This is a genomic window from Serinicoccus profundi, from assembly GCF_008001015.1.
GTDB classification, from domain to species: Bacteria; Actinomycetota; Actinomycetes; order Actinomycetales; family Dermatophilaceae; genus Ornithinicoccus; species Ornithinicoccus profundi.
Window position 1 is genome coordinate 2,473,087 of the sequence record NZ_CP042862.1, and the last position, 24,105, is coordinate 2,497,191.

13 protein-coding genes, 3 rRNA genes and 1 pseudogene are annotated in these 24,105 nt (G+C 67.5%); 2 read left to right on the forward strand and 15 right to left on the reverse strand.

The annotated features are described in order from the left end of the window. The first annotated feature begins 119 nt into the window (after positions 1–119). Together FA582_RS11460 and FA582_RS11465 are read left to right on the forward strand one after the other, a co-directional pair. On the forward strand, positions 120–1,283 hold the full coding sequence (locus tag FA582_RS11460; RefSeq protein WP_010148039.1) for an AI-2E family transporter: 1,164 nt from the start codon (positions 120–122) through the stop codon (positions 1,281–1,283). Position 1,284: 1 nt separating this feature from the next. Continuing rightward, a complete protein-coding gene (locus FA582_RS11465; RefSeq protein ID WP_010148040.1) occupies positions 1,285–1,851 on the forward strand; it encodes a winged helix-turn-helix domain-containing protein in 567 nt (188 codons plus the stop codon). On the opposite strand, the gene pulA (FA582_RS11470) is transcribed toward FA582_RS11465, so the two are convergent. The 15 genes and pseudogenes from pulA (FA582_RS11470) to infA form a co-directional block, all read right to left on the reverse strand. Further along, complete coding sequence (gene pulA / locus FA582_RS11470; RefSeq protein WP_010148041.1) at positions 1,826–4,480, reverse strand: pullulanase-type alpha-1,6-glucosidase; 2,655 nt, start codon at positions 4,478–4,480, stop codon at positions 1,826–1,828. The two genes, FA582_RS11465 and pulA (FA582_RS11470), sit on opposite strands and share 26 nt — an antisense overlap. 22 nt (positions 4,481–4,502) lie before the next feature. Continuing rightward, positions 4,503–10,226, reverse strand: a complete 5,724-nt coding sequence (pulA, locus tag FA582_RS11475; RefSeq protein WP_010148042.1) for a pullulanase-type alpha-1,6-glucosidase — start codon at positions 10,224–10,226, stop codon at positions 4,503–4,505. Positions 10,227–10,331: 105 nt separating this feature from the next. Next, on the reverse strand, positions 10,332–12,074 hold the full coding sequence (locus tag FA582_RS11480; protein ID WP_029541117.1) for a stealth family protein: 1,743 nt from the start codon (positions 12,072–12,074) through the stop codon (positions 10,332–10,334). A gap of 120 nt (positions 12,075–12,194) precedes the next feature. After that, positions 12,195–12,311 (reverse strand): 5S ribosomal RNA (gene rrf, locus FA582_RS11485). Positions 12,312–12,416: 105 nt separating this feature from the next. Continuing rightward, positions 12,417–15,555: ribosomal RNA gene (locus FA582_RS11490) — 23S ribosomal RNA — on the reverse strand. 481 nt (positions 15,556–16,036) lie between these two features. Beyond that, positions 16,037–17,565, reverse strand: a 16S ribosomal RNA gene (locus FA582_RS11495). The 16S, 23S and 5S rRNA genes sit together here, the layout of an rRNA operon. Before the next feature lie 330 nt (positions 17,566–17,895). After that, on the reverse strand, positions 17,896–18,888 hold the full coding sequence (locus tag FA582_RS11500; protein WP_010148637.1) for a zinc-binding dehydrogenase: 993 nt from the start codon (positions 18,886–18,888) through the stop codon (positions 17,896–17,898). 9 nt (positions 18,889–18,897) lie between these two features. Then, on the reverse strand, positions 18,898–19,749 hold the full coding sequence (gene truA / locus FA582_RS11505) for a tRNA pseudouridine(38-40) synthase TruA (RefSeq protein ID WP_033229262.1): 852 nt from the start codon (positions 19,747–19,749) through the stop codon (positions 18,898–18,900). A 96-nt stretch (positions 19,750–19,845) separates the two neighbouring features. After that, positions 19,846–20,658 (reverse strand): 50S ribosomal protein L17, sunset domain variant, encoded by an 813-nt coding sequence (rplQ, locus tag FA582_RS11510; protein WP_010148640.1) that lies wholly within the window; start codon positions 20,656–20,658, stop codon positions 19,846–19,848. A 22-nt stretch (positions 20,659–20,680) separates the two neighbouring features. Beyond that, entirely contained in the window at positions 20,681–21,703 is a 1,023-nt protein-coding gene (locus tag FA582_RS11515) for a DNA-directed RNA polymerase subunit alpha (RefSeq protein ID WP_010148642.1), read from the reverse strand. A gap of 161 nt (positions 21,704–21,864) precedes the next feature. Continuing rightward, positions 21,865–22,474: pseudogene (gene rpsD / locus FA582_RS11520) on the reverse strand (30S ribosomal protein S4). 27 nt (positions 22,475–22,501) lie between these two features. Continuing rightward, positions 22,502–22,909: a 30S ribosomal protein S11 gene (gene rpsK / locus FA582_RS11525; protein WP_010148644.1), complete on the reverse strand. Its 408-nt coding sequence runs from the start codon at positions 22,907–22,909 to the stop codon at positions 22,502–22,504. A 156-nt stretch (positions 22,910–23,065) separates the two neighbouring features. Next, positions 23,066–23,443, reverse strand: coding sequence for a 30S ribosomal protein S13 (gene rpsM / locus FA582_RS11530; RefSeq protein WP_010148645.1), 378 nt, complete (start codon positions 23,441–23,443; stop codon positions 23,066–23,068). 218 nt (positions 23,444–23,661) lie between these two features. Beyond that, the gene (gene rpmJ / locus FA582_RS11535; RefSeq protein ID WP_010148647.1) at positions 23,662–23,775 is read right to left on the reverse strand and encodes a 50S ribosomal protein L36; all 114 of its coding nucleotides are present in this window, start codon (positions 23,773–23,775) and stop codon (positions 23,662–23,664) included. A 70-nt stretch (positions 23,776–23,845) separates the two neighbouring features. Then, positions 23,846–24,067 carry a translation initiation factor IF-1 gene (gene infA, locus FA582_RS11540; protein ID WP_010148648.1) on the reverse strand — a complete coding sequence of 74 codons (222 nt, stop codon included), beginning with the start codon at positions 24,065–24,067 and terminating at the stop codon, positions 23,846–23,848. Positions 24,068–24,105 lie beyond the last annotated feature (38 nt).

The window sequence follows — 24,105 nt, forward strand, 5'->3', positions numbered from 1 at the left end:
CCTGCAGGTCAGACCAGGTTTTCGGGGCTCTACGAGGCCGCTGCGGCGAGTTGTATGCACAACTATTGTGCACTGATCCGGGCCTGCCGTAGCCTTGCTGACGTCGAAAGGAGCACGCCGTGCCCATCCTCCCCTCCCTGCGTCGCCGCCCGGTCGATCGCCGCGTCCCGGCGGAGAGCACGCCCCCGGCTCCGGTGGCGTCCGAGCCCTGGCCCCGCGCGGTCCTCGTGCTGCTCGGCATCGCCCTCGCTTTCGCCGTGCTCCTCGGCCTGCACCAGCTGCGGGACTACATCGCGCCGATCTTCCTGGCCCTCAACCTCGTCCTGGCCGCCGCACCCCTGCAGCGGTGGCTGGTCCGGATCGGTGTCCCCGGCGCCCTTGCCGCGCTGCTGACCGGGACCGCGATCTTCGCCTTCCTCATCGGCTTCTTCACGGCCCTGGGGTGGGCGGCCGCCGCGATGGTCGAGGAGCTGAGCTCACGGGAGTACCGCCAGCGCTACTCCGAGCTCTACGACCAGTCGGTGGCCTTCCTCGAGGGCTACGGGCTGCAGCAGGACACCCTGACCGCCCAGCTCGAGTCGGCCCTTGACCCCAGCCGGATCATCGCCGCCCTGGGCGGCGTGCTCGGCAACCTCACCGGCATCCTCGGACTGCTCACGACCACGGTCATCGTCATCTTCTTCCTCATGATCGACTCCATGAGCGCCGGTCGGCGGATGGCGCTGGTCAAGGACCAGCACCCCAACGTGGCCCACGCCCTCGTGAGCTTCGCCCAGGGCGTCCGTCGCTACTGGGTCGTCACCACGCTGTTCGGCCTCATCGTCGCGGTGCTGGACGTCATCGCCCTCGCCTGGCTGGGCGTCCCGCTGGCGCTGGCCTGGGGTGTGCTGTCCTTCCTCACCAACTACATCCCCAACATCGGCTTCGTCATCGGTCTCGTCCCTCCGGCGGTCGTCGCGCTGCTGGCCAACGGACCCGTCAACGCCCTGCTCGTCGTCGTGGTCTACAGCGTCCTGAACTTCTGCGTGCAGAGCCTCATCCAGCCGAAGTTCACCGGTGACGCCGTGGGGGTCACCCCGACCGTCACCTTCATCTCCCTCATCGTCTGGGCCTGGGTGCTCGGCCCGGTCGGCGCTCTCCTGGCCCTGCCGGCGACGCTCCTGGTCAAGGCGGTGCTCATCGACGCCGACCCGCAGGCCCGCTGGGTCAACGCCTTCCTGGCCTCCAAGCCGGAGACGGCCCGGGCAGGGACGACCACCGAGAGCTTCGCCCAGGAGACGTGAGGTGACCGACCGCTCCGCCCTCCGGGCCCTGGCCCACCCGCTGCGCAGTCGGCTGCTCGCCGAGCTGCGGGTGCACGGTCGCGCGACGGCGAGCGATCTGGCCCGGGCCCTGGGCACCCACACCGGCGCAACGTCATACCACTTGCGCAAGCTGGCCGAGGTCGGCCTGGTGGAGGACACCGGGACCGGGACCGGTCGGCGTCGGGTATGGCGGGCGCTGGGGCTGGCTCCCGCCGCCGGTGTCGAGGAGGAGCCGCTCGACGACGACGACGCGCAGGCGGCCGACTGGCTGGCCCTGGACTACCTCGCCCACTTCGACGAGCGCGCCCGCGGCTGGCTCGCGGAGCGGAGCACGCACGACCCCGTCTGGAGGGAGGCGTGCGGGTTGGAGGACCACACGGTGCAGGTCACGGCCGAGCAGGTCACCGCGCTGCGCGCCGAGCTGCTCGAGGTGCTGGAGCGTTATCGACGGGTGGGGCAGGGCAACCCCGCGGCCAGGCGGGTCGTGGTCTACACCTGCGCGCTGCCCCTGCCGTCCGCCCTCACCGGACCAGGACGGCGGCCGTGAGCCCGGGCACCTGCACCTGACCCTCCGCGAGGCGCCACCTGGTGGCCTTGACCTGCTCGTCGGCGCCCTCACGCTGCACCGGGGAGAGCGCCCAGCGCTGGCCCGCGAGCCCGGGCACCGTCACCGTCCGCGCGTCCGTCGAGGCGTTGAGCACCACCATCAGCCCGTCCTCCTGCGACGGCGCGTCGACGACCCGTCCGTCGACGACCATGACGACGAGGTCCGGCGCCCCGTGCTCGGTGCCGGACACCGGGAAGGTCACGGAGTCGAGGATCGCCTCGGCCGACCCGAGCCGCAGCAGCGGGTGCGCCGCCCGCAGGCGCAGCAGGTCGAGGGCGCACCCGCGCGCCAGCGCCATCGCCTCCCTCGAGGGCACGAGGGCAGGATCGGCCAGCAGCGGCGCCATGAGCTCCCACCGGGGACCGTTGTCCGGCTCCGGTGGAAGACCCCGGGCGAAGCCGTTGTCGCGCAACGCCGGGTCGTAGTGGTTGAACCAGTCGCCCGAGGCGTAGCTGTTGCGGTCCAGGCTCTTGCTGCGCAGGATCTCCGCTCCGGCGTGCCAGAAGCTGATCCCCTGCGAGAGGGTGACGGCCGCGAGCGCGAGCGTGTTGCGGCGCACGCGTTCAGCCATCGGGGTCTGCGGCGGCAGCTTGAGGAGCAGGGTGTCCCACAACGTCTCGTTGTCGTGCGCGTCGACGTAGTTGACGACCTCCTCCGGGCTCGCGGCATACCCTCCGGCGGAGCCGACGTAGTCGACCTGCTCAGCCCGGACCTGCGTCCCTGACTCCTGGGAGCGCAACCGCAGGTCCCGCAGCCCGCCCGCGAGCCCGACCTGCAGCAGGTCGGTATGCCGGGGGTCACGACCCCCGGTGGCGAAACCGAGGCCGGCGCGGGGGTCGGCGTCGTGCACACTGCCGCCGCGCACGGCGTCGCGCAGCCGGTCGTTGAAGGTGCCGATGCCGGTGCCGTCCAGCTCGCCCTGACGGGCCTGCCGGAACCGGCTTCCGCGGGCGACCTCCCCGAAGTCCCAGCCCTCGCCGTAGAGGTGGACGGCGCTGCCGTCCACGCCGTGCTCGTCCGGCGTGAGGGCGTCGAGCGCGGCGCGGACGGCTTCGAGGTCGGCGCGCGAGTGGTGCCCCATGAGGTCGAAGCGGAAACCGTCGACCCGGTAGTGCCGCACCCAGAGCACGCACCCGTCGACCATGAGCCGTTGCCCCATCGCGTGCTCGGTCGCGAGGTTCTGGCAGCAGGTGGACGTCTCGACGTGCCCTTCGGCGTCGAGGCGGTGGTAGTACCCGGGCACGACCCGGTCGAGCACCGAGGCCCGGTGCAGGCCCGAGTCGGTCGTGTGGTTGTAGACCTGGTCGAGCACGACGCGCAGCCCCAGCTCGTGCAACCCCGCCACCATGGTGCGGAACTGCGCCGTGCGAGCGCCGCCATGCGCCTGGCCGGGGCTGCTGGCGTAGGAGCCCTCGGGCGCGAGGAAGTGCCACGGATCGTATCCCCAGTTGAAGGCGTCGCGCAGGGCATGGGCCCGCACCCGGCGCTGCTGCTCGCTGCTGTCCGGAGGCAGGGCCGCGAGTTCCTCGACCGCCTCGTGGGCCTGGTGCGCCGGGTCCTCCGGGACCGAGGTGAGGTCGTAGGTCGGCAGGAGGTGGACGCTGGTCAGACCTGCGTCGGCGAGCGCCCGGAGGTGGCGCCGCCCGTGCCCCTCCGTGGCGAAGGCGAGGTAGGAGCCGCGCTCCTGCGGCGCGACCTGCTCGTCGTCCCGCGAGAAGTCACGCACGTGCAGCTCGTAGATCGCCTGGTCGACCGCGCGGATCGGTCGCGGCGCAGGAGCCTCGACCCACCGGCGGGGCGCGTGCCGTGGGTCGTCCAGGTCGACGAGCACCGAGTGGCGGGAGTCCAGCGACAGCCCCACCGACCAGGGATCGGTGGACCGGACCCGGCGGCGCTCCCCCGTCCGCGGCAGGACGTGGTCCAGCTCGAGCAGGTAGCAGCGGTCCGCCCAGGCCGGGGTCCCGGTCACGGTCCACGCACCGTCGGCACCGCGCTCCATGGGCACCGGCAGCGGCTCCCCGTGCGGCCCCCACGCAGCGTCACGGTCGGCTTCGGGCCGTCCGTCCCAGAGCAGTAGCTCCACCGACCGCGCGGTCGGGGCCCACACCGTGACGGTCGGTCGGCGGCGCCCCGACTCCCCCACCCACGTCACGCCGTAGGTCCGCCGAGTGGCTTCTCGCGCGTAGAGGTCGTCCAGCACCCCGGCCACCTGCAGCGAGGTCGCCACCCGGAGCCTCCCGTCGGAGCCCCGTCCGAGCAGGGCCACCTGGCCGGTGAGGAGGGTGCCCGCCCGCTGGGCTCCCTCGGGGGTGAGCCGCAGCGGGTGGTATGCCGCCAGGTGCGGCCAGCGGGCCGCGACGGTCGCCGGGAGGGCCCCGTCGGCGAGGGTCAGGGGCAGCTCCTCGGCCGCCCCGTCGCCCCTCCTGCCGAGCCCGCCGTCCGGCGCCGCCGCGAGGCCCCACGAGAGGTCCTCGGCGGCGGTGCCGGAGGGCAGTGCGGTCGCCGGGACGGCGAGGAGATCGGCGGTCAGCCAGTGGGCGCGGGCACGGAGCAGGTCGAGGGAGTCCACCCGACCCATCCTGCCTCGCACCTCACGGCTGGACGAAGACCGCCACGGTGCGTGCCGGCACCTGGGCGGTGCCGCTCGCGGCGTCCCAGGTCGATCCCTTGACGACCTCGTCGGCGCCGGCGGTCTGGACCGGCGACAGCCGCAGCTGCGCACCCTCCAGGCCGGGCACGGCCTGCTCGACCGGCTCCTCGCCGGCGTTGAAGACGACCACGACGCCGTCCAGCTCCGGGTCGACATCCGCCCCGACGGTGTCGTCGATGCGCATGACGATCACCTGGGGGTCACCGGCCTCGGTCCCGGACACCGGGAAGGACACCTTGTCCTCGACGAGCTCGGGGTCCCCGAGCCGGAAAAGGTCGGTGGAGAAGCGCAGCCGCAGCAGGTCGGCCGCCATGGCGGAGGCCTGCTCGATGTCGGCCGGCTCCGGCGCGAGCGACGGGTCGGCGAGCAGCGGGCGCATGAGGTCCCACTTGTCCTCGTTGTCCGCGGCCGGGGGCAGCCCGCGACCGAAGCCGTTCTCAGTCATGGTGAAGTCGAGCAGGTTGAACCAGTCGCCGCTGTTGTAGGAGTTGCGGTCCAGGCTCTTGCTGCGCAGCAGGTCGGCGCCACCGTGCCAGAAGCTGATCGACTGCGACAGCGTCGTGGTGGACAGGGCGAGGGTGTTCATCCGCACCCGGTCCGCCATCGGCAGGTCCTGCGGCAGCTTGAAGGTGAGGGCGTCGAAGATCGTCTCGTTGTCGTGGGCGTCCACGTAGTTGACGACCTCGTCCGGGTCCTCCGCGTAGCCGGCGGCCGAGCCGTTGTAGTCGACCTGCTCGCCGGTCACCACCTCACCGGTCTCCTGGCTGCGCAGCTCGAAGCCCCGCAGGTTGCCGGCGAGGCCGACCTGCACCAGGTCGGTGTCGTTGCCGCTGGTGCCACCCGTCGCGAAGCCCTTCTCCGCACCCGGGTCCTCGTCGAAGGGTCCGCCACCGCGGACGCCGTCGCGCAGCCGGTCGTTGAAGGTGCCGATCGAGGTGCCGTCGAGCTGACCCTGCGTGGCCTGGTAGAACCGGGCGTTGTCGGCCACCTCGCCGAAGTTCCACCCCTCGCCGTAGAGCGTGACCTGCGAGCCGTCGACGCCGTCGCGGCGGACGGTGAGCTCGTCCAGCGCGGCACGCACCGCCTGCATGTTGTCCCGGCTGTGGTGACCCATGAGGTCGAAGCGGAAGCCGTCGACCTTGTAGTCCCGCGCCCAGACGACCACCGCGTCCACCATGAGCTTCTCGGCCATGGCGTGCTCGGTCGCGATGTTCTCGCAGCAGGTCGAGGTCTCCACGTCACCGACGGCATTGAGCCGGTGGTAGTAGCCGGGCACGACCTTGTCGAGGACGCTCTTGCTCCCCTGGCCCGACTGGGCGGTGTGGTTGAACACCTTGTCCAGGACGACGCGGAGACCGGACTCGTGCAGCCCGCCGACCATCGTCCGGAACTCGGCCACCCGGGCACCGCCCTGGGCCGCCTGCGTCGTCGAGGCGTAGGAGCCCTCGGGCGCCATGAAGTGCCACGGGTCGTAGCCCCAGTTGAAGGCGTCCGCGTCGGCCTGCGCCATGACGCACTCCTGCTGCTCGGCGCTGTCCGGCGGGAGCGAGTCGAGGTCGCAGTCCGGCTGCGGCACCGCCTCCGCGTCGGCGGTCGTCTCCGGGATCGAGGCGATGTCGAAGGTCGGGAGCAGGTGCACGGTGTTCATCCCCGCCTCGGCGAGCGCCTCCAGGTGGCGGCGGCCGTAGCCGTCCTCGGCGAAGGCCAGGTAGGAGCCGCGCAGCTCGGCCGGCACGTCCGGGTCGGCCATCGAGAAGTCGCGCACGTGCAGCTCGTAGATCGTCTGGTCCACCTCGTCCTCGAGCGCCGGCGCCTCCGCCCGCTGCCAGACCCGCGGCTGCCACTGCCGGTCGTCCAGGTCGACCAGCACCGAGCGCTCGCTGTCGAGGGTGAGGGCGACCGAGTACGGGTCGGTGACCCGGTTGGTCTCCACCGCCCCGGTCTCCGGCACGAAGACGTCGACCTCGAAGAGGTACTCGCGACCCGTCCAGGACCTCTTCCCCTTGATCTCCCAGCTGCCGTCCTTGAGCCGGCGCAGGGACGACTCCTGGGGGTCACCCTGGCCGCCCTCGGGCCAGGTCAGCAGCCGCACGTCCTGGGCGGTCGGGGCCCACAGCCGCAGGGTCGGGTTCGGGCCACGCCAGCTCACGCCGAGCGCGGTGTCGGCGGCCCGCTCGGCATACAGGTCGTCGAGGACACCCGGGACCTGGACCCCGGTCGCGTCGGCCAGCCGGCCGAGGTCGTCGTACATCGCGACGGCCACCTGTCCGGTGAGGATGTCCCCGGCGGCCCGGGCGCTGCGCCGGTCCAGCCGCAGGGCGAGGTAGCCCTCGAGGTGCGGGAAGTCCTCGAGCACCTCCTCAGGAAGCCCGTCCGGGTCCAGGGTCAGCGGCGAGGAGTCACCTCCGGTGACGGCCTCGGCATCGATCCCCAGCCCGCCGTCGGCGGACCAGTGGAGCCGCCAGTCGCGCAGCACGGCGTCCTCGACCCCCTCTGCGGGCCACGCCACCAGGTCCTCGCGCACCCAGTAGGCGCGCTGCGAGCCGAGGTCCGGCGCCACGCCCGCCTCGGACGTCGTCACGCTCAGCACGTGCGTCTCCAGGTCGTAGCTGAAGGTCGTCCGCACCCCGTCGGAGGGCACGGAGAAGCCGATGTTGGCGCCGTCCCGCTCGCCGCCCTCGCCGTAGTTCTCGTCCCAGGACAGGCCGTGCGCCACCTTGAGCTCGTAGGTGCCGGCCGGGATCGCGGTGGTGGCATAGGTATACGTGCCGTCGCCGTCCGGGTCGATGAGCCAGGGGGCCATGCAGGAGGGGTCCCAGTCGCCGGGGCAGCCCAGCTCGCTCTGCATGGAGCCGGGAGCGGTGATGATCGGGCCCTCCGCGTCGGAGGTCACGTAGTGGCGGGCGTGCTCGTAGTAGAAGCTCACCGGCCCGCCATCGGCGGTGTAGCCGATGTTGGCACCTCCGGGTGCTCCGCCGGCGCCGTAGCTCTCGTCCCAGGAGCGGTCGATCGCAGCCTTGTACTCGTAGTCGCCGGCCGGGATCGTGCCGGCGTCGTAGGTCCCCTTCCAGACGGTGTCCTTCGCGTCCAGCGTGAGCTGCGCCTGGTCGCAGTCCGGCTGCCAGTCGCCCGAGCAGCCCATGGCGGGGTTGTGGCTACCGGGCACGCTGACCGCGTCCGGCTGCTCGACCGGGCCGATGGGGTCCACCCCACCACCGCCGCCCCCGCCGCTGCCGGCCTCGCCGACGATGCCGTAGCTGGAGGAGGCCGAGACGTTGCCGGAGTGGTCCTGCAGGATCGCCCGGTACTCCAGCAGGGTGCCGTCCGGCAGACCGGTGACGTCGTGGAAGACACGGTAGGGCGCGTTGTCGTCGGTGCCGAGCACCGACCACTCCTGCACACCGACGGGGCGGTAGGCGAAGGTCACCTGCGCGAAGACGTTCTCCGGCACCGCGGCACCGATCTCGGCGCGCCCGCCCACGACCCCGCCGGCCGCCGGGCTGGTCAGCGCGACCGACGGTGCCTCACGACGCCCGCGCAGGTCTTTCTCGGCCCGGTAGACCTCGACGGACAGCGGGTCCACGTCGACGGTGAGACGGCCTTCGGACCCGGTGATGAACCGGCCCCGCTCGCCGTAGATGGCGCGGAACATCGTGCGGGAGCCGTAGGTCGACAGGGATGCCTGCTGGGGCTCGTCGGAGTTGTTGGCCACGACGAGGTACTCGACCTGCTCCTCGGCGTCGATCCGGGAGAAGGCGTAGATCCCGGCCTCGTTGCTCGCGTAGCGGTGGATCTGCGCCCCGTCGGCGAGCGCGGGGTTGGCCTCGACGAGGTCGCTGAGCGCCGCGATCTGCCGGTACAGCGGGTGCCCGGTGTCGTAGCGGTCCCGCGCACCGGAGGGAGCGCCGATGACCGGCTCGTCGGCATACTGCTGCACCTGGGTCGCGAACATGTCCTGCCGCGCGTCCTTGTCGCCGCCGGCTCCGATGAAGCCCTGCTCGTCGCCGTAGTAGACGACCGGCTGCCCGCGGGTGAGGAACATCAGCGCGTTGGTCAGCTCGACCCGCCGCTGCAGGTCCTCCCCAGAGTGGTCCCCGGCCAGCATCATCGCCGCCCGGCCCATGTCGTGGTTGCCGGTGAAGGTCGGCAGCTGGTAGGCGTTGGAGTCGGTGTCGGTGTAGTAGTCGTCCTGCGCGTAGAACGTCCGCAGATCGGTGGTGGCGGCACCCCGCGCGAAGGCGACCGAGCGCGCCTGGAAGCCGAAGTCGATGACGGCCTGGAGCTCACCCTCGGTGGGGAAGGTGGAGAGGTACTCCGGGTTGGAGTCGTAGACCTCGCCGAACATGAAGAAGTCCTCGTTCTCGGCGCGGGCGGCCTCGAGCACACGCGGGCTGAACTCCTGCCAGAACTCCAGGTTGACGTGCTTGACGGTGTCGATCCGGAAACCGTCGATGCCCAGGTCGGCCCAGGTGGAGTAGATGTCGACCATGCCGTCGACCACCTCGGGGTTCTCGGTGAAGAGGTCGTCCAGGCCGACGAAGTCGCCGTACAGGCTGGACTCGCCGGCGAAGGTGGAGTCGCCGCGGTTGTGGTAGAGCGTGCGGTCGTTGAGCCAGCCCGGTACCTTCACCTCCGCGTCCTCCTCGGTGCGGAAGACGGGGGTGTAGGGGAAGGAGGTCTCGGGGTCCAGGAGCGGGAACGGCTTGTTGACGTAGTCGCGGTCGTCGAAGGCGTTGCCGGCCGCGTCGCGGTAGGGCTCGGTCTCCTTGTCGACGTAGCCGTACTCCCCCTCGGCGTAGTCGATGACGTCCGCGGTGTGGTTGGTGATGATGTCGAAGTAGACCTTCATCCCCCGGTCGTGCGCCTCGTCGATGAGCGCCTTCATCTCCTCGTTCGTCCCGAGGTGGGGGTCGATCTGGGTGAAGTCGGTGACCCAGTAGCCGTGGTAGCCCGCGCTCGCGTCGGCCCCCGACCCCTGGACGGGGCGGTTCTTGAAGCTCGGGGTGAGCCAGATGGCGGTCGTCCCCAGGCCCTCGATGTAGTCCAGCCGGTCCTGGATCCCGGCGAGGTCGCCGCCGTGGAAGAAACCCTTGTCGGTCGGGTCGAAGCCGTGCTCCAGCCGGTCGCCCGCGATCTGGGCCGTGTCGTTGCTGGTGTCCCCGTTGGCGAAGCGGTCGGCCATGACGAAGTAGAACTGCTCGCGCGTCACCGGGGCCCGCAGGCTGTCCGTGGCCAGCGCCGCGTCCTGCTCGGTGGTCTGCTCGCCCAGCAGCGGGACGAGCCCGACCTCGTCCTCCACGTCGTCGAAGGAGAACTCGACGGTGGCGGGGCCCTGCAGCTCGAAGGCGAGGTTCGCCTCCGGGTAGGACTCGTCCCAGGCCCCGTCGAGGGCCACCTTGTACTCCCATCGGCCAGCGGGAACCTCGAAGGAGGAGCGGTAGAGGTCAGGGCTGCCCTCCACCGGGGACAGGACGGTGGCCTCGCACGCCGCGGCCCAGTCCTGGGCGCACCCGAGTTCGCTCTGCAGATCCCCCACCAGCGTCACCGTCCTCGCGGGCGCGGCCGCCGCCATGCTCGGTGCGACGGCCTGGCTGGCCAGGGTCGCTGCCCCGGTGGTCGCGAGCAGGGTGGCGCTGAGGGCAGCAGCGAGAAGTGGACGCGTCATTGCGGTCTCCAAGGGTCAGGACAGGGACGTTGCCCCCAACGTAGGGGCATCTTGCGAGAAAGACAACACCCCTACGCAAGATCTTGCAACCGGAGGCGCCCGGTGTCAGGCGCCAGAGCGCTCCCAGGGGGACGGGAACGGGAAGCGCTCCTCGAGGAAGGCACCCACCATCTCGTGCACCGCCTCGCGCGTGTGCTCAGGCGTGTCCACGTCGTTGAGGCAGAAGCTGTCGACGCGACGGTGGACCTGCAGGCGCGCCAACCGCTCGGCGGCATCGACGGAGCCGATGTCCACGTAGCTCATCCGCGCCTCGCCCGGCACCGCACGACCGGTCAGCAGGGAGTAGTGGTGGTGCAGCGTGGCGGCGAAGCCGACGTCCTCGACGGAGCGGAACCGGGATCGCGTCGTCCGCCCCACGACCTCGGAGTACCTCTCCTCGATCTCGCTCATCACCTCGCGCAGCTGCGGGTGCGGGGCGTGCTTGAACTTGTTGGTAATGCCTCGGTCGAAGTCGGCAGCCAGCAGGGACCTGACGTTCTTGCCGGCCGAGTTGGGCGCCACCTCCCCCCGCACGATGTCCCCGACCCCGAACTGCGCGGGCGAGAAGGGCACCTTGGCGATCCCGTTGGCGTAGAAGTAGTCCTCCGCGCGCCGCAGGCGCGCGAGGAAGACGTCGTCGTTGAAGTAGAGGTAGTGATCGGCCAGGCCCGGGATGTGGTGCAGCCGGGTCCCGATGGCGTGCGAGTTGAACGTCGGCAGCGCGTCGTCGGGAAAGATCTCGCGATGGTCCACCACGGTGATGCCGGGAGCGCCCTGGTCGAGCCACGCCGGCACCTGGTCGTCGGTGACGATGTAGATGTCGCGGACGAACGGCGCATACATGTGCACCGAGCGGAGGGAGTACAGCAGCTCGTCGTGACTGGCGTAGCGGGAGGCGTTGGCGGCCAGACCCAGGGCCACGTCACCGCGGTGCTCCGCCCGTTTGGCGGCGTGCCGCGGATCCTCGCCGTCGACCCAGGTGTAGACGACGTCGACCGGGAAGGTGACGTCGTCCATGAGCGTCCAGGTGAACGGCTCGAAGGTCGGGTAGGACCTCCCGCCGACCGCGCGGGTGGCGGGCACCTGGGCGGAGAGCGGCAGGACATCAGCCACCCGGTTGGGCCGCGGCGCGACGAGGGCGCCCTCGAGCCCCGCCGGAGGCGTCTTGCACCGCAGCTTGGTGGAGGCTCCCTCGGCCGCACCACCGGGCAGCAGGTCCACCCCGTCGCGCCAGAACTCGATGTCGCAACCGAACTCGACCCCGGCGACGACCTTCCCGGCCGGCGACAGCAGCGGCTCGGCGAAGCGCACGGTCCACCCTGTCTTGATCGCCTTGGCGAGGGCGCCGTCGACGTATGCGCTGATCAACGCCACCGATCCGCCGGCCCCCGGCTTGACGGCGTGCAACGCACTGGACCGGTAGGCCTCCCGCATCTCACGGAAGACCGTCGAACGGTGGCGCCGGTGCACCCCCAGCACGTATCGCTGAGCCGAACGCCCACGGACCATGAAGTAGTCCACGCCGGCCCGCTCGAGAACGGTCGTCACGAGCTCGAGGTTGTGCCGGGCCGCCTGCTCGACCGTGAAGTCGGTGACCACCCGCCCGGGACCGTTGAGGACTCCGGTGCTCACCAGACGCACCTCCGGGTCCGCGTCGAGCAGCGCCTGCCGACGCTGCGCCTTGCGCACCTCACGACGGGCCGCTGCAGCACGATCCCTGCCGACCCGCCTTGCGGCACGTACCCGGTCCGACACCGGCGTCGGGAGGACCCCCATCGCCAACTTCTTCAGGCGCGCTGCAGCAGTCATGTTTCCTTCCCAACGATGTGTCTGCACGTGCCCACGTCCCGTGCAGCACGAGGCTACACGGGACGGTGGGGGACATGCCGAAAGGGCCCGCCCTGGTGGGCGGGCCCTTTCGTAAGGGTGGTCCGGCGGTGTCCTACTCTCCCACACCGTTCCCAGTGCAGTACCATCGGCGCTGTCAGGCTTAGCTTCCGGGTTCGGAATGTGACCGGGCGTTTCCCTGACGCTATGACCGCCGTAACATGTTCGACCATGTCCAACCATTGTTGCTGGGTTGGTTGTGGGTCGGGAACCGTGCAGTGGACGCGAGCATGATGTCTGTAAGAACTTTGAGACTTTGTTGGTTTTGTTAAGTTATCGGCTTATTAGTACCGGTCAGCTACGCACATTGCTGTGCTTCCACGTCCGGCCTATCAACCCAGTAGTCTAGCTGGGAGCCTCTCCACCCTAGGGGTGATGGAAACCTCATCTTGAAGTGTGCTTCCCGCTTAGATGCTTTCAGCGGTTATCACGTCCGAACGTAGCTAATCAGCGGTGCCCTTGGCAGGACAACTGACACACCAGTGGTTCGTCCATCCCGGTCCTCTCGTACTAGGGACAGCTCTCCTCAAGTTTCCTACGCGCGCAGCGGATAGGGACCGAACTGTCTCACGACGTTCTAAACCCAGCTCGCGTACCGCTTTAATGGGCGAACAGCCCAACCCTTGGGACCGACTCCAGCCCCAGGATGCGACGAGCCGACATCGAGGTGCCAAACCATGCCGTCGATATGAGCTCTTGGGCAGGATCAGCCTGTTATCCCCGGGGTACCTTTTATCCGTTGAGCGACGGCGCTTCCACAAGCCACCGTCGGGTCACTAGTCCCGACTTTCGTCTCTGCTCGACATGTCTGTCTCACAGTCAAGCTCCCTTGTGCACTTACACTCGACACCTGATTGCCAACCAGGCTGAGGGAACCTTTGGGCGCCTCCGTTACTCTTTAGGAGGCAACCGCCCCAGTTAAACTACCCACCAGGCACTGTCCCTGATCCGGATCACGGACCGAGGTTAGATATCCAGAACGACCAGAGTGGTATTTCAACGTTGACTCCACAACCACTGGCGTGGCCGCTTCATAGTCTCCCACCTATCCTACACAAGCCGTACCGAACACCAATACCAAGCTATAGTAAAGGTCCCGGGGTCTTTCCGTCCTGCTGCGCGTAACGAGCATCTTTACTCGTAATGCAATTTCGCCGAGTTCGCGGTTGAGACAGTGGAGAAGTCGTTACGCCATTCGTGCAGGTCGGAACTTACCCGACAAGGAATTTCGCTACCTTAGGATGGTTATAGTTACCACCGCCGTTTACTGGCGCTTAAGTTCAGAGCTTCACCCACACGTGGGTTGACCCGTCCCCTTAACGTTCCAGCACCGGGCAGGCGTCAGTCCGTATACATCGTCTTGCGACTTCGCACGGACCTGTGTTTTTAGTAAACAGTCGCTTCTCCCTGGTCTCTGCGGCCTTCAACGCTAACCCGCAAGGGGTTTCACGCGTCCGGCCCCCCTTCTCCCGAAGTTACGGGGGCATTTTGCCGAATTCCTTAACCACGATTCACTCGATCGCCTCGGTATTCTCTACCTCACCACCTGAGTCGGTTTGGGGTACGGGCGGCTCGAACCTCGCTAGGAACTTTTCTTGGCAGCATAGGATCACCCTGCTTCCCGCATACGCGGTCACGATCAAGCCTCGGGCACTGATGGGGCGGATTTACCACTCCCCGGCCCTGCGCTCTTCGACGTGGACTACCATCGCCACGCGGAGGCTACCTTCCTGCGTCCTTCCATCGCTTACCTACTACCAGCTCGGGTCACGCGTTCCACCACCCGACCACACACCACAAGGGCGTGCAGCAATGGGTGGCTTCAGGCGCTTAGCATCCCCGGATTCGGTATGGGTCGGTTCTTCGCCGGTTCCGGAATATCAACCGGATGTCCATCGACTACGCCTGTCGGCCTCGCCTTAGGTCCCGACTTACCCAGGGCAGATTAGCTTGACCCTGGAACCCTTGGTGATTCGGCGGAAGAGTTTCTCACTCTTCATTCGCTACTCATGCCTGCATTCTCACTCGTGCCGGATCCACACCTCGATCACTCGGATGCTTCACTCCCGGCACGACGCTCCCTACCCATCAACACGCCTGAACCCACCCCCGCAAAGGGGAGAGGGCTGAGCAAAGTGCTGATGCCACAGCTTCGGTGGTGTGCTTGAGCCCCGCTACATTGTCGGCGCGGAATCACTTGACCAGTGAGCTATTACGCACTCTTTCAAGGGTGGCTGCTTCTAAGCCAACCTCCTGGTTGTCTTCGCAACTCCACATCCTTTCCCACTTAGCACACGCTTAGGGACCTTAGCTGGTGATCTGGGCTGTTTCCCTCTCGACTACGAAGCTTATCCCCGCAGTCTCACTGCCATGCTCTCACTTACCGGCATTCGGAGTTTGGCTGACGTCAGTAACCCGGTAAGGCCCATCAGCCATCCAGTAGCTCTACCTCCGGCAAGAAACACATGACGCTGCACCTAAATGCATTTCGGGGAGAACCAGCTATCACGGAGTTTGATTGGCCTTTCACCCCTACCCACAGCTCATCCCCTCAGTTTTCAACCTAAGTGGGTTCGGGCCTCCACGCGGTCTTACCCGCGCTTCACCCTGGCCATGGGTAGATCACTCCGCTTCGGGTCTAGACCCAGCGACTCAAACGCCCTCTTCGGACTCGCTTTCGCTACGGCTTCCCCACACGGGTTAACCTCGCCACTGAGCACTAACTCGCAGGCTCATTCTTCAAAAGGCACGCCGTCACCAGCCCGCAGGCCAGCTCCGACGGATTGTAAGCGCACGGTTTCAGGAACTATTTCACTCCCCTCCCGGGGTACTTTTCACCTTTCCCTCACGGTACTTGTCCGCTATCGGTCACGAGGGAATATTTAGGCTTAGCAGGTGGTCCTGCCAGATTCGTACGGGATTTCTCGGGCCCCGTACTACTCGGGAGGCGGCACACACAGTCACGGATGTTTCGGCTACCGGGGTCTCACCGTCTACGCCAGGCCTTTCCAGACCCTTCACCTACACCACGCGATTTCTTACTGTGCACCAGGCTGGTAGACCCAGTACGCACCACTCCCACAACCCCGCAGCTGCAACCCCTACCAGGTATCACACACAACTACGGTTTAGCCTCATCCGCTTTCGCTCGCCACTACTCACGGAATCACATGTTGTTTTCTCTTCCTGTGGGTACTGAGATGTTTCACTTCCCCACGTTCCCTCCACACACCCTATATATTCAGGTGCGGGTGACCAGCGATGAAGCTGGCCGGGTTTCCCCATTCGGACACCCTCGGATCACAGTCTGGTTATCGACTCCCCGAGGCTTATCGCAGATTCCTACGTCCTTCTTCGGTTCCTCGTGCCAAGGCATCCACCGTGCGCTCTTAAAAACTTAACAAAAAAGCCACAAAGATACAGATGCTCGCGTCCACTGTACAGTTCTCAACCAACAACCAGCCACCACCAGACCAAAGCCACCACACACACCCAAACCCTCGGTCACCCACCCCCACACAGGGAGCAGACACCAAGGACCCAGCCGCGGGTATAACCCCAACCACGTGATCCCAGCCACCAGAAGCACCACACCCCACACCCCACCAGGCCACACACACCCACCACAACCGTGGCCAAGCGCGCGCACCCAGAAGAGCACAGGATCCGATCCCTCAGGACCCAACAGCGTGTTTGCACCACCCACCAGCAGCCACCACCAGACTTTCCACACCCCACCCCCCAAAGGGAAGCGCGAGCCGTACTCACCAACGATGACACCCACCAGCAGGGGCGACAGTCCTTCGATGTTCCACCCAGAGCAACCCCGGGCACCACGAACGGGTGCACCACGAGGCACTAACTTCACACGAAGTGCTCCTTAGAAAGGAGGTGATCCAGCCGCACCTTCCGGTACGGCTACCTTGTTACGACTTAGTCCCAATCACCAGTCCCACCTTCGACAGCTCCCTCCACAAGGGTTGGGCCACCGGCTTCGGGTGTTACCGACTTTCGTGACTTGACGGGCGGTGTGTACAAGGCCCGGGAACGTATTCACCGCAGCGTTGCTGATCTGCGATTACTAGCGACTCCGACTTCATGGGGTCGAGTTGCAGACCCCAATCCGAACTGAGACCGGCTTTCTGGGATTCGCTCCCCCTCACGGGATCGCAGCCCTTTGTACCGGCCATTGTAGCATGCGTGAAGCCCAAGACGTAAGGGGCATGATGATTTGACGTCATCCCCACCTTCCTCCGAGTTGACCCCGGCAGTCTCCCATGAGTCCCCAGCCACCCAAAGGTGCTGCTGGCAACATGGAACGAGGGTTGCGCTCGTTGCGGGACTTAACCCAACATCTCACGACACGAGCTGACGACAACCATGCACCACCTGTACACCAGCCCAAAGGGAAACCACATCTCTGCAGTCGTCCGGTGTATGTCAAGCCTTGGTAAGGTTCTTCGCGTTGCATCGAATTAATCCGCATGCTCCGCCGCTTGTGCGGGCCCCCGTCAATTCCTTTGAGTTTTAGCCTTGCGGCCGTACTCCCCAGGCGGGGCGCTTAATGCGTTAGCTGCGGCACGGACCCCGTGGAATGGGACCCACACCTAGCGCCCAACGTTTACGGCGTGGACTACCAGGGTATCTAATCCTGTTCGCTCCCCACGCTTTCGCTTCTCAGCGTCAGTAATGGCCCAGAGACCTGCCTTCGCCATCGGTGTTCCTCCTGATATCTGCGCATTCCACCGCTACACCAGGAATTCCAGTCTCCCCTACCACACTCTAGCCTGCCCGTACCCACTGCAGACCCGGAGTTAAGCCCCGGGCTTTCACAGCAGACGCGACAAGCCGCCTACAAGCTCTTTACGCCCAATAATTCCGGACAACGCTCGCACCCTACGTATTACCGCGGCTGCTGGCACGTAGTTAGCCGGTGCTTCTTCTGCTCCTACCGTCACAAAAAGCTTCGTCAGAGCTGAAAGAGGTTTACAACCCGAAGGCCGTCATCCCTCACGCGGCGTCGCTGCATCAGGCTTTCGCCCATTGTGCAATATTCCCCACTGCTGCCTCCCGTAGGAGTCTGGGCCGTGTCTCAGTCCCAGTGTGGCCGGTCACCCTCTCAGGCCGGCTACCCGTCGTCGCCTTGGTAGGCCATTACCCCACCAACAAGCTGATAGGCCGCGAGTCCATCTACCACCAAAAAATCTTTCCACACCACCCCATGCGAGGCAATGTCATATCCAGTATTAGACGCCGTTTCCAGCGCTTATCCCAGAGTGGAAGGCAGGTTACTCACGTGTTACTCACCCGTTCGCCACTAATCCACGGTGCAAGCACCGCTTCATCGTTCGACTTGCATGTGTTAAGCACGCCGCCAGCGTTCGTCCTGAGCCAGGATCAAACTCTCCGATAAAAAACAAAACCATTACCGAACAGATAACGATCCCAACAAAAACCACAACCAGCACCCGGGAGCGGGCACCAGCCATGGCAAACAAAACATGGCATCAAAAAACAAACACGCTGTTGAGTTCTCAAGAATCGGACACACACCGCCGTTCGAATCTGTTGTGCAGATCCTCCCGCTCGGGGCAACCTCTCCAGCCTACCTGACTCTCACTGCGATGTCACATCCGTGGAGGTGAGTTCGTCGGTGAGGGTGTCTAAATCAGACTGTCGCGTCCTCCGCACTGCGTCGGCCGCGAGGTAGAACATTACACGGGTGTGGGCGGCGGGTGCAAACTCAGCCCCGGGAGGCACCGGAGCGCACCTGGATGCCCAGCTGTCCGACCGCGTCCCCCTGCTGCATACGCTCCAGCGCCTGCCCGGTGTCGGCCAAGGTGTAGACCTGGTCCACCGCCGGCCGCAAGCCTTCGCGGGAGACGAAACGGCACAGCGCGCCCAGCTCCTCCCGGGTCCCCATGGTGGATCCCTGGACCCGCAGCTGCTTGAAGAAGATCTTGGTCAGCTCGGCCTTCTCCGGCGCATCGCCGGAGGTCGCGCCGCAGATGACCACGGTGCCGCCCGGGCGCAGGGCGTTGATCGAGTGGGTCCAGGTGGCGGCCCCCACGCTCTCGAGGACGGCGTCCACGCGTGCGGGCAACCGCTCCCCGGTCTCGAAGGAGTCGGCAGCGCCAAGCTCGAGTGCTCGCGATCGCTTGTCCTCGGAGCGACTGGTGACCCAGACCGTCAGCCCTGCTGCCGCCCCCAGCTGGATGAGTGCGGTGGCGACGCCGCCGCCGGCTCCTTGCACGAGCACCGTCTGCCCGGGGCGGACCTGCGCCTGGGTGAACAACATGCGGTATGCCGTCAGCCACGAGGTGCTCAGCGCTGCGGCCTCCACGGCGTCCAGGTGCTCGGGACGCGACACCCATCCCCCCTCGGGGACGAGGACCCACTCGGCGAGGGTCCCCTGGTGCCGCTCGGAGAGCAGGCTGCGGCGTGGATCGAGTGTCGGGTCGCCCTCCCACCCCGGTGTGCCGGTGATGACAGGGTGGACCACGACCTCCCCCAGCTCGGGGTGCTCGGCGACCGCGTCACAGCCGAGGATCATGGGGAGCTGCTCCCTCGTGAGACCCACCCCTCGCAGCGACCAGAGGTCGTGGTGGTTAAGACCGGCCGCGACGACCGGGAGCACCTGCCAGCCGGGCTGCGGCTCAGGCTCGGGTCTGTCGCCCACCACGAGCCCCCTCAGTGGCTCGTCCGGGTGGAACTCCTCGACGTAGGCGGCCAGCATGCCACCACTCTAGCCGCGCGGGCCCGAGCACGGGGTCTCACGCCGGGCCCTGCTCTCCAGCCCACGTCGGCGCTGCCCCTCCTGCGTGTCCGGATACACGATCTCCTCCAGGCACAGCCCGTGCGCCGGCATGACCCGGACCCCGGGATCGCGACGGCCCGCGGCCTGGATCTCCAGCGGCCAGCTCACGGGGTGCCGACCCTCCCCCACCGGCATCACACCCCCCACGAGGGCACGGACCATGCTGTGGCAGAAGGCGTCCGCGACCACCGTGCCCTCGATCACGCCCTCGTCGTCGCGCCGCCAGGAGAAGTCCAGCAGGGTGCGCACGGTGCTGGCTCCCTCCCGCGGCTTGCAGAAGGCGGCGAAGTCGCGCAGCCCCAGCAACGGGCGAGCAGCCGCGTCCATCGCCTCGACGTCGAGCGTGCCACGGACCACGACGGTGTCCCGGCGACGCAACGGGTCCACCCGCCCTGCCCGGTCGACCAGGCGATAGCTGTAGCGCCGCCGCACCGCGGAGAACCGGGCATCGAAGTCGGGGTGCACCTCGCGCGCAGCGCGCACCGCTACGTCCGGCGGCAGCACCCCCCGCAAGCGGGTGACCAGAGCCTCGCCCGAGGGTCGGTCCGAGCGGCCCGGGACGCGGCGCCATACGTCGTCGTCGATGTCGAGGTGGCAGACCGATCCCCTGGCGTGCACCCCGGCGTCGGTACGCCCGCCGACCACCAGACGCGGCGGGTCGATCCGCAGGACCCGGCCGAGACCGTCGCTGAGCGTCTCCTCCACGGTCCGCAGACCCGGTTGTCGGGCCCAGCCGGAGAAGTCGGTGCCGTCGTAGGCCAGGTCGAGACGTATGCGCACCCACCCATGGTGCCGTACGCCGAAGGGCCACCTCCCGAGCGGGAGGTGGCCCTTCGGCGTCACCTGTCGACCGGCTGTGCGGTCGATCATGGATGCTCAGCTGTCGTCGTCGGCCTTGCCGAGCTCGACACCGGCGTCGGCGCCCTGGGCGGCAGCGCCACCGGCCGGCTCGAAGCCAGCCGCCTGTGCGGCCTCCGCGGAGGCGAACCACACCTCAGGGATCGTGTTGTCGTACCACGGCGAGCCCGGCACGTGGTACTTCATCGAGTCCGCGTTGCCCTTGACGTCGAAGCCCTCAGGGGCCTCGCCGTCCTCGGTCGCCAGGCGGCTGTCGGGACCGAAGTCACGACCCTGGTCGGTGTCCTCCTGCGCGGCGACGCCGTCCTGCGCGCCGGCCGAGACCATCGCAGCCTCGGTCGTGTCCTCGGAGGAGGTCTCGTTGACCTCGACCGTCTCGGCCGGGGCGGCAGGAGCCGGCTCGGCCTTCGACTGGTCCTTGGCGGCACGCTTGGTGGCGCCCTCGGCCTGGGTCACGACGGCCTTCTTGGCGACCGGCTCGCGGACGAGCTCGATGACAGCCATGGGCGCGTTGTCACCCTTGCGGGGAGCGATCTTGGTGATACGGGTGTAGCCACCCTGGCGCTCCGCGACGTCGGGGCCGATCTCGGTGAAGAGGCGGTGCACGACACCCTTGTCCCGGATGATGGCCAGGACCTTGCGCCGGTTGTGCAGGTCACCACGCTTGGCGAAGGTCACCAGCCGCTCGGCCAGGGGGCGCAGGCGCTTGGCCTTGGCCTCGGTGGTGGTGATGCGGTCGTGCTCGAACAGAGCGGTCGCCAGGTTGGACAGGATCAAGCGCTCGTGCGCCGGACCGCCGCCGAGGCGCGGACCCTTCTTGGGGGCAGGCATGAGTTCTCCTTAGTTCTTCGTCTCAGTACTGCTCGTCCTCGGCGAAGGCGGCGTCGCCCTCGTCGTCGTACGTGCCGTCCTCGTAGGCGGCCGCACCCTCGAACCCGGGGGGGCTGTCCTTGAGGGCCAGGCCCATCTCGGCGAGCTTGTCCTTGACCTCGTCGATGGACTTGGCACCGAAGTTGCGGATGTCGAGCAGGTCGGCCTCGCTGCGGCCCACCAGCTCACCGACACTGTGGATGCCCTCGCGCTTGAGGCAGTTGTAGGACCGGACGGTGAGGTCCAGCTCCTCGATCGGCAGGGCCAGGTCGGAGGCCAGTGCGCCCTCGCCGACCGACGGGCCGATCTCGATCCCCTCGGCCTCGACGTTCAGCTCGCGGGCGAGACCGAACAGCTCGACGAGCGTGCGCCCAGCCGACGCCACGGCGTCGCGCGGGGCGATGGAGCTCTTGGTCTCGACGTCGATGACGAGCCGGTCGAAGTCCGTCCGCTGCTCGACACGGGTGGCCTCGACCTTGTAGGTCACGGCGAGGACCGGCGAGTAGATGGAGTCGACCGGGATGCGGCCGATCTCCTGCTCGCCCGACTTGTTGAGCTGCGCGGAGACGTAGCCACGGCCACGCTCGACAGTCATCTCCATCTCCAGCGAGCCGGACTCGCTCAGCGTGGCGATGTGCAGGTCCGTGTTGTGGACCTCGACGCCCGCCGGCGGGGCGATGTCGGCAGCGGTGACGGCGCCGGCACCCTGCTTGCGCAGGTACATCACGACGGGCTCGTCGTGCTCGCTCGAGACGACCAGCGACTTGAGGTTGAGGATGACCTCGGTGACGTCCTCCTTGACCCCGGGGATCGTGGAGAACTCGTGGAGCACGCCGTCGATGCGGATGCTCGTCAGGGAGGCACCGGGGATGCTGGACAGCAGGGTCCGGCGCAGGGAGTTGCCGAGGGTGTAACCGAAGCCCGGCTCCAGCGGCTCGAGAGCGAACCGGGAGCGGTTGTCGGAGACGACCTCCTCGGTGAGGGTGGGGCGCTGTGCGATGAGCACGTTTCGTTCCTTTCCACGGGCGACCGCTATATGACGCCCGGTGAGGGTGCCGGCCAGGGGCCGGCGGCCAGGACCACCTCTGTCCGTGATCCTGACGACGGGCGGGTATGACGAGTGCCGCCATACCCGCCCGGGGGTCCGGGGGCGGTGCCCCCAAGGGGTCAGTTCTTCGAGTAGAGCTCCACGATGAGCTGCTCGGTGAGGATCGTGTCGATCTGCTCACGCGTGGGCAGCTGGTGGATGAGGATCTTCAGCGAGCCGGGAACGACCTTGAGCCAGGCCGGGACCGGGCGGTCGCCGTAGGTCTGGCGGGCCAGCTCGAACGGGAAGGTCTCGACCGACTGCGGACGGACCTCGATGATGTCGTACTGCTCCACCCGGTAGCTGGGCACGTCGACCCGGGTGCCGTTCACCAGGAAGTGACCGTGGGTCACCAGCTGGCGCGCGGCGCGGCGGGTCCGGGCCAGGCCGGCCCGGTAGACGACGTTGTCGAGGCGGGACTCCAGGGATGATGAGCAGGTTCGCGCCGGTCTTACCGGGGCGGCGGGCCGCCTCGGCGTAGTAGCGGCGGAACTGCTTCTCCATGACGCCATAGGTGAAGCGAGCCTTCTGCTTCTCCTGCAGCTGGGTGAGGTACTCCTTCTCCTGGCTGCGGCGACGGCCGTGCTGTCCCGGGGGGAAGGGACGCAGCTCGAAGTTCTTGTCGCCGCCGACGAGGTCGACCTTCAGCCGGCGGGACTTCTTGGTGATGGGTCCGGTGTAACGGGCCATGATGTATTCCCTGATTCCTTCCGGTGCTTAGTTGCGACGCTTCTTGGGCGGACGGACGCCGTTGTGCGCCTGGGGCGTCACATCGGAGATCGCGCCGACCTCGAGGCCTGCGGCGGTCAGGGAGCGGATCGCGGTCTCGCGACCCGAGCCCGGGCCCTTGACGAAGACGTCGACCTTCTTCATCCCGTGGTCCATGGCGCGGCGGGCGGCAGCCTCGGCGGCCATCTGCGCGGCGTAGGGGGTCGACTTGCGCGAACCCTTGAACCCGACCTGGCCCGAGGAGGACCAGGCGATGACGGCACCGGTCGGGTCGGTGATCGTGATGATGGTGTTGCTGAACGTGCTCTTGATGTGAGCCTGCCCGAAGGCGACGTTCTTCTTCTCCTTGCGGCGCACCTTGCGGGCGCCGGTGGCCTGACGGCTCTTGGGGGGCATGTGGTTTCTCCTAGCGGAAGAGCAAGAAATCTGAGGTCCGCGCGCTGTGGTCCGGGACCGGACTGTCGGGACTGAGCCTGCGGCTCAGCTGACCCGGGCGTCGTTGCCAGTCGCAGCTGCGGGGCCGTCGGGGGGCGGAGCCCCCGTCGACCGTGATTACTTGCCGGCCTTCTTCTTGCCGGCGACGGTGCGCTTGGGGCCCTTGCGGGTGCGCGCGTTGGTCTTGGTGCGCTGACCGTGCACCGGGAGGCCGCGGCGGTGCCGCAGGCCCTGGTAGCTGCCGATCTCCACCTTGCGGCGGATGTCGGCGGCCACCTCACGGCGGAGGTCACCCTCGAGGCGGAAACTGCCCTCGAGGTGGTCACGCAGGGCGACCAGCTGCTCTTCCGTCAGGTCCTTGACGCGGGTGGACGGGTCGACACCCGTCGCCGCCAGCGTCTGCACGGCGCGGGTGCGTCCCACGCCGAAGATGTAGGTGAGGGCGACCTCGACGCGCTTGTCGCGCGGCAGGTCGACACCGATGAGTCGTGCCATGTGGCAGTGCTCCTTGAGTGATGCGCGAGAGTCTGGCGCAGCACCGGTCCGCATCGTCTGGTGGGCTCGTTCGCCCGCGGTCCCCGGCTCTCGCGGCCGGAGGTGACGTCCCGCCGGTCGGCGGGGGTCGGGTGCTGCGTTCTTCTAGGTCGTGACGGTATGAAGTTGTGGTTGACGACGCATCGAAGCTGCGACGCGCGTGGCTCGTGGCTCTCTGCTCAGCCCTGACGCTGCTTGTGGCGCAGGTTCTCGCAGATCACCATGACTCGCCCGTGACGGCGGATCACCTTGCACTTGTCGCAGATCTTCTTCACGCTCGGCTGAACCTTCATGGCTTCCTGCCTTCGGGTGGGTGGGATCTGTACGGGATGTGTGCGGTCCGGGGCCGAGGGCCCCTGGACCTCAGCGGTAACGGAAGACGATGCGACCGCGGGTCAGGTCGTACGGGCTGAGCTCCACCACGACCCGGTCCTCAGGGAGGATCCGGATGTAGTGCTGCCGCATCTTCCCGGAGATGTGAGCCAGGACCACGTGTCCGTTGGTCAGCTCTACCCGGAAGTTCGCGTTCGGGAGGGCCTCGACTACCGAGCCCTCGATCTCAATGACGCCGTCCTTCTTCGCCATGTCCTCCACATTCCCTGAATTGCACTGGACTCGACCCA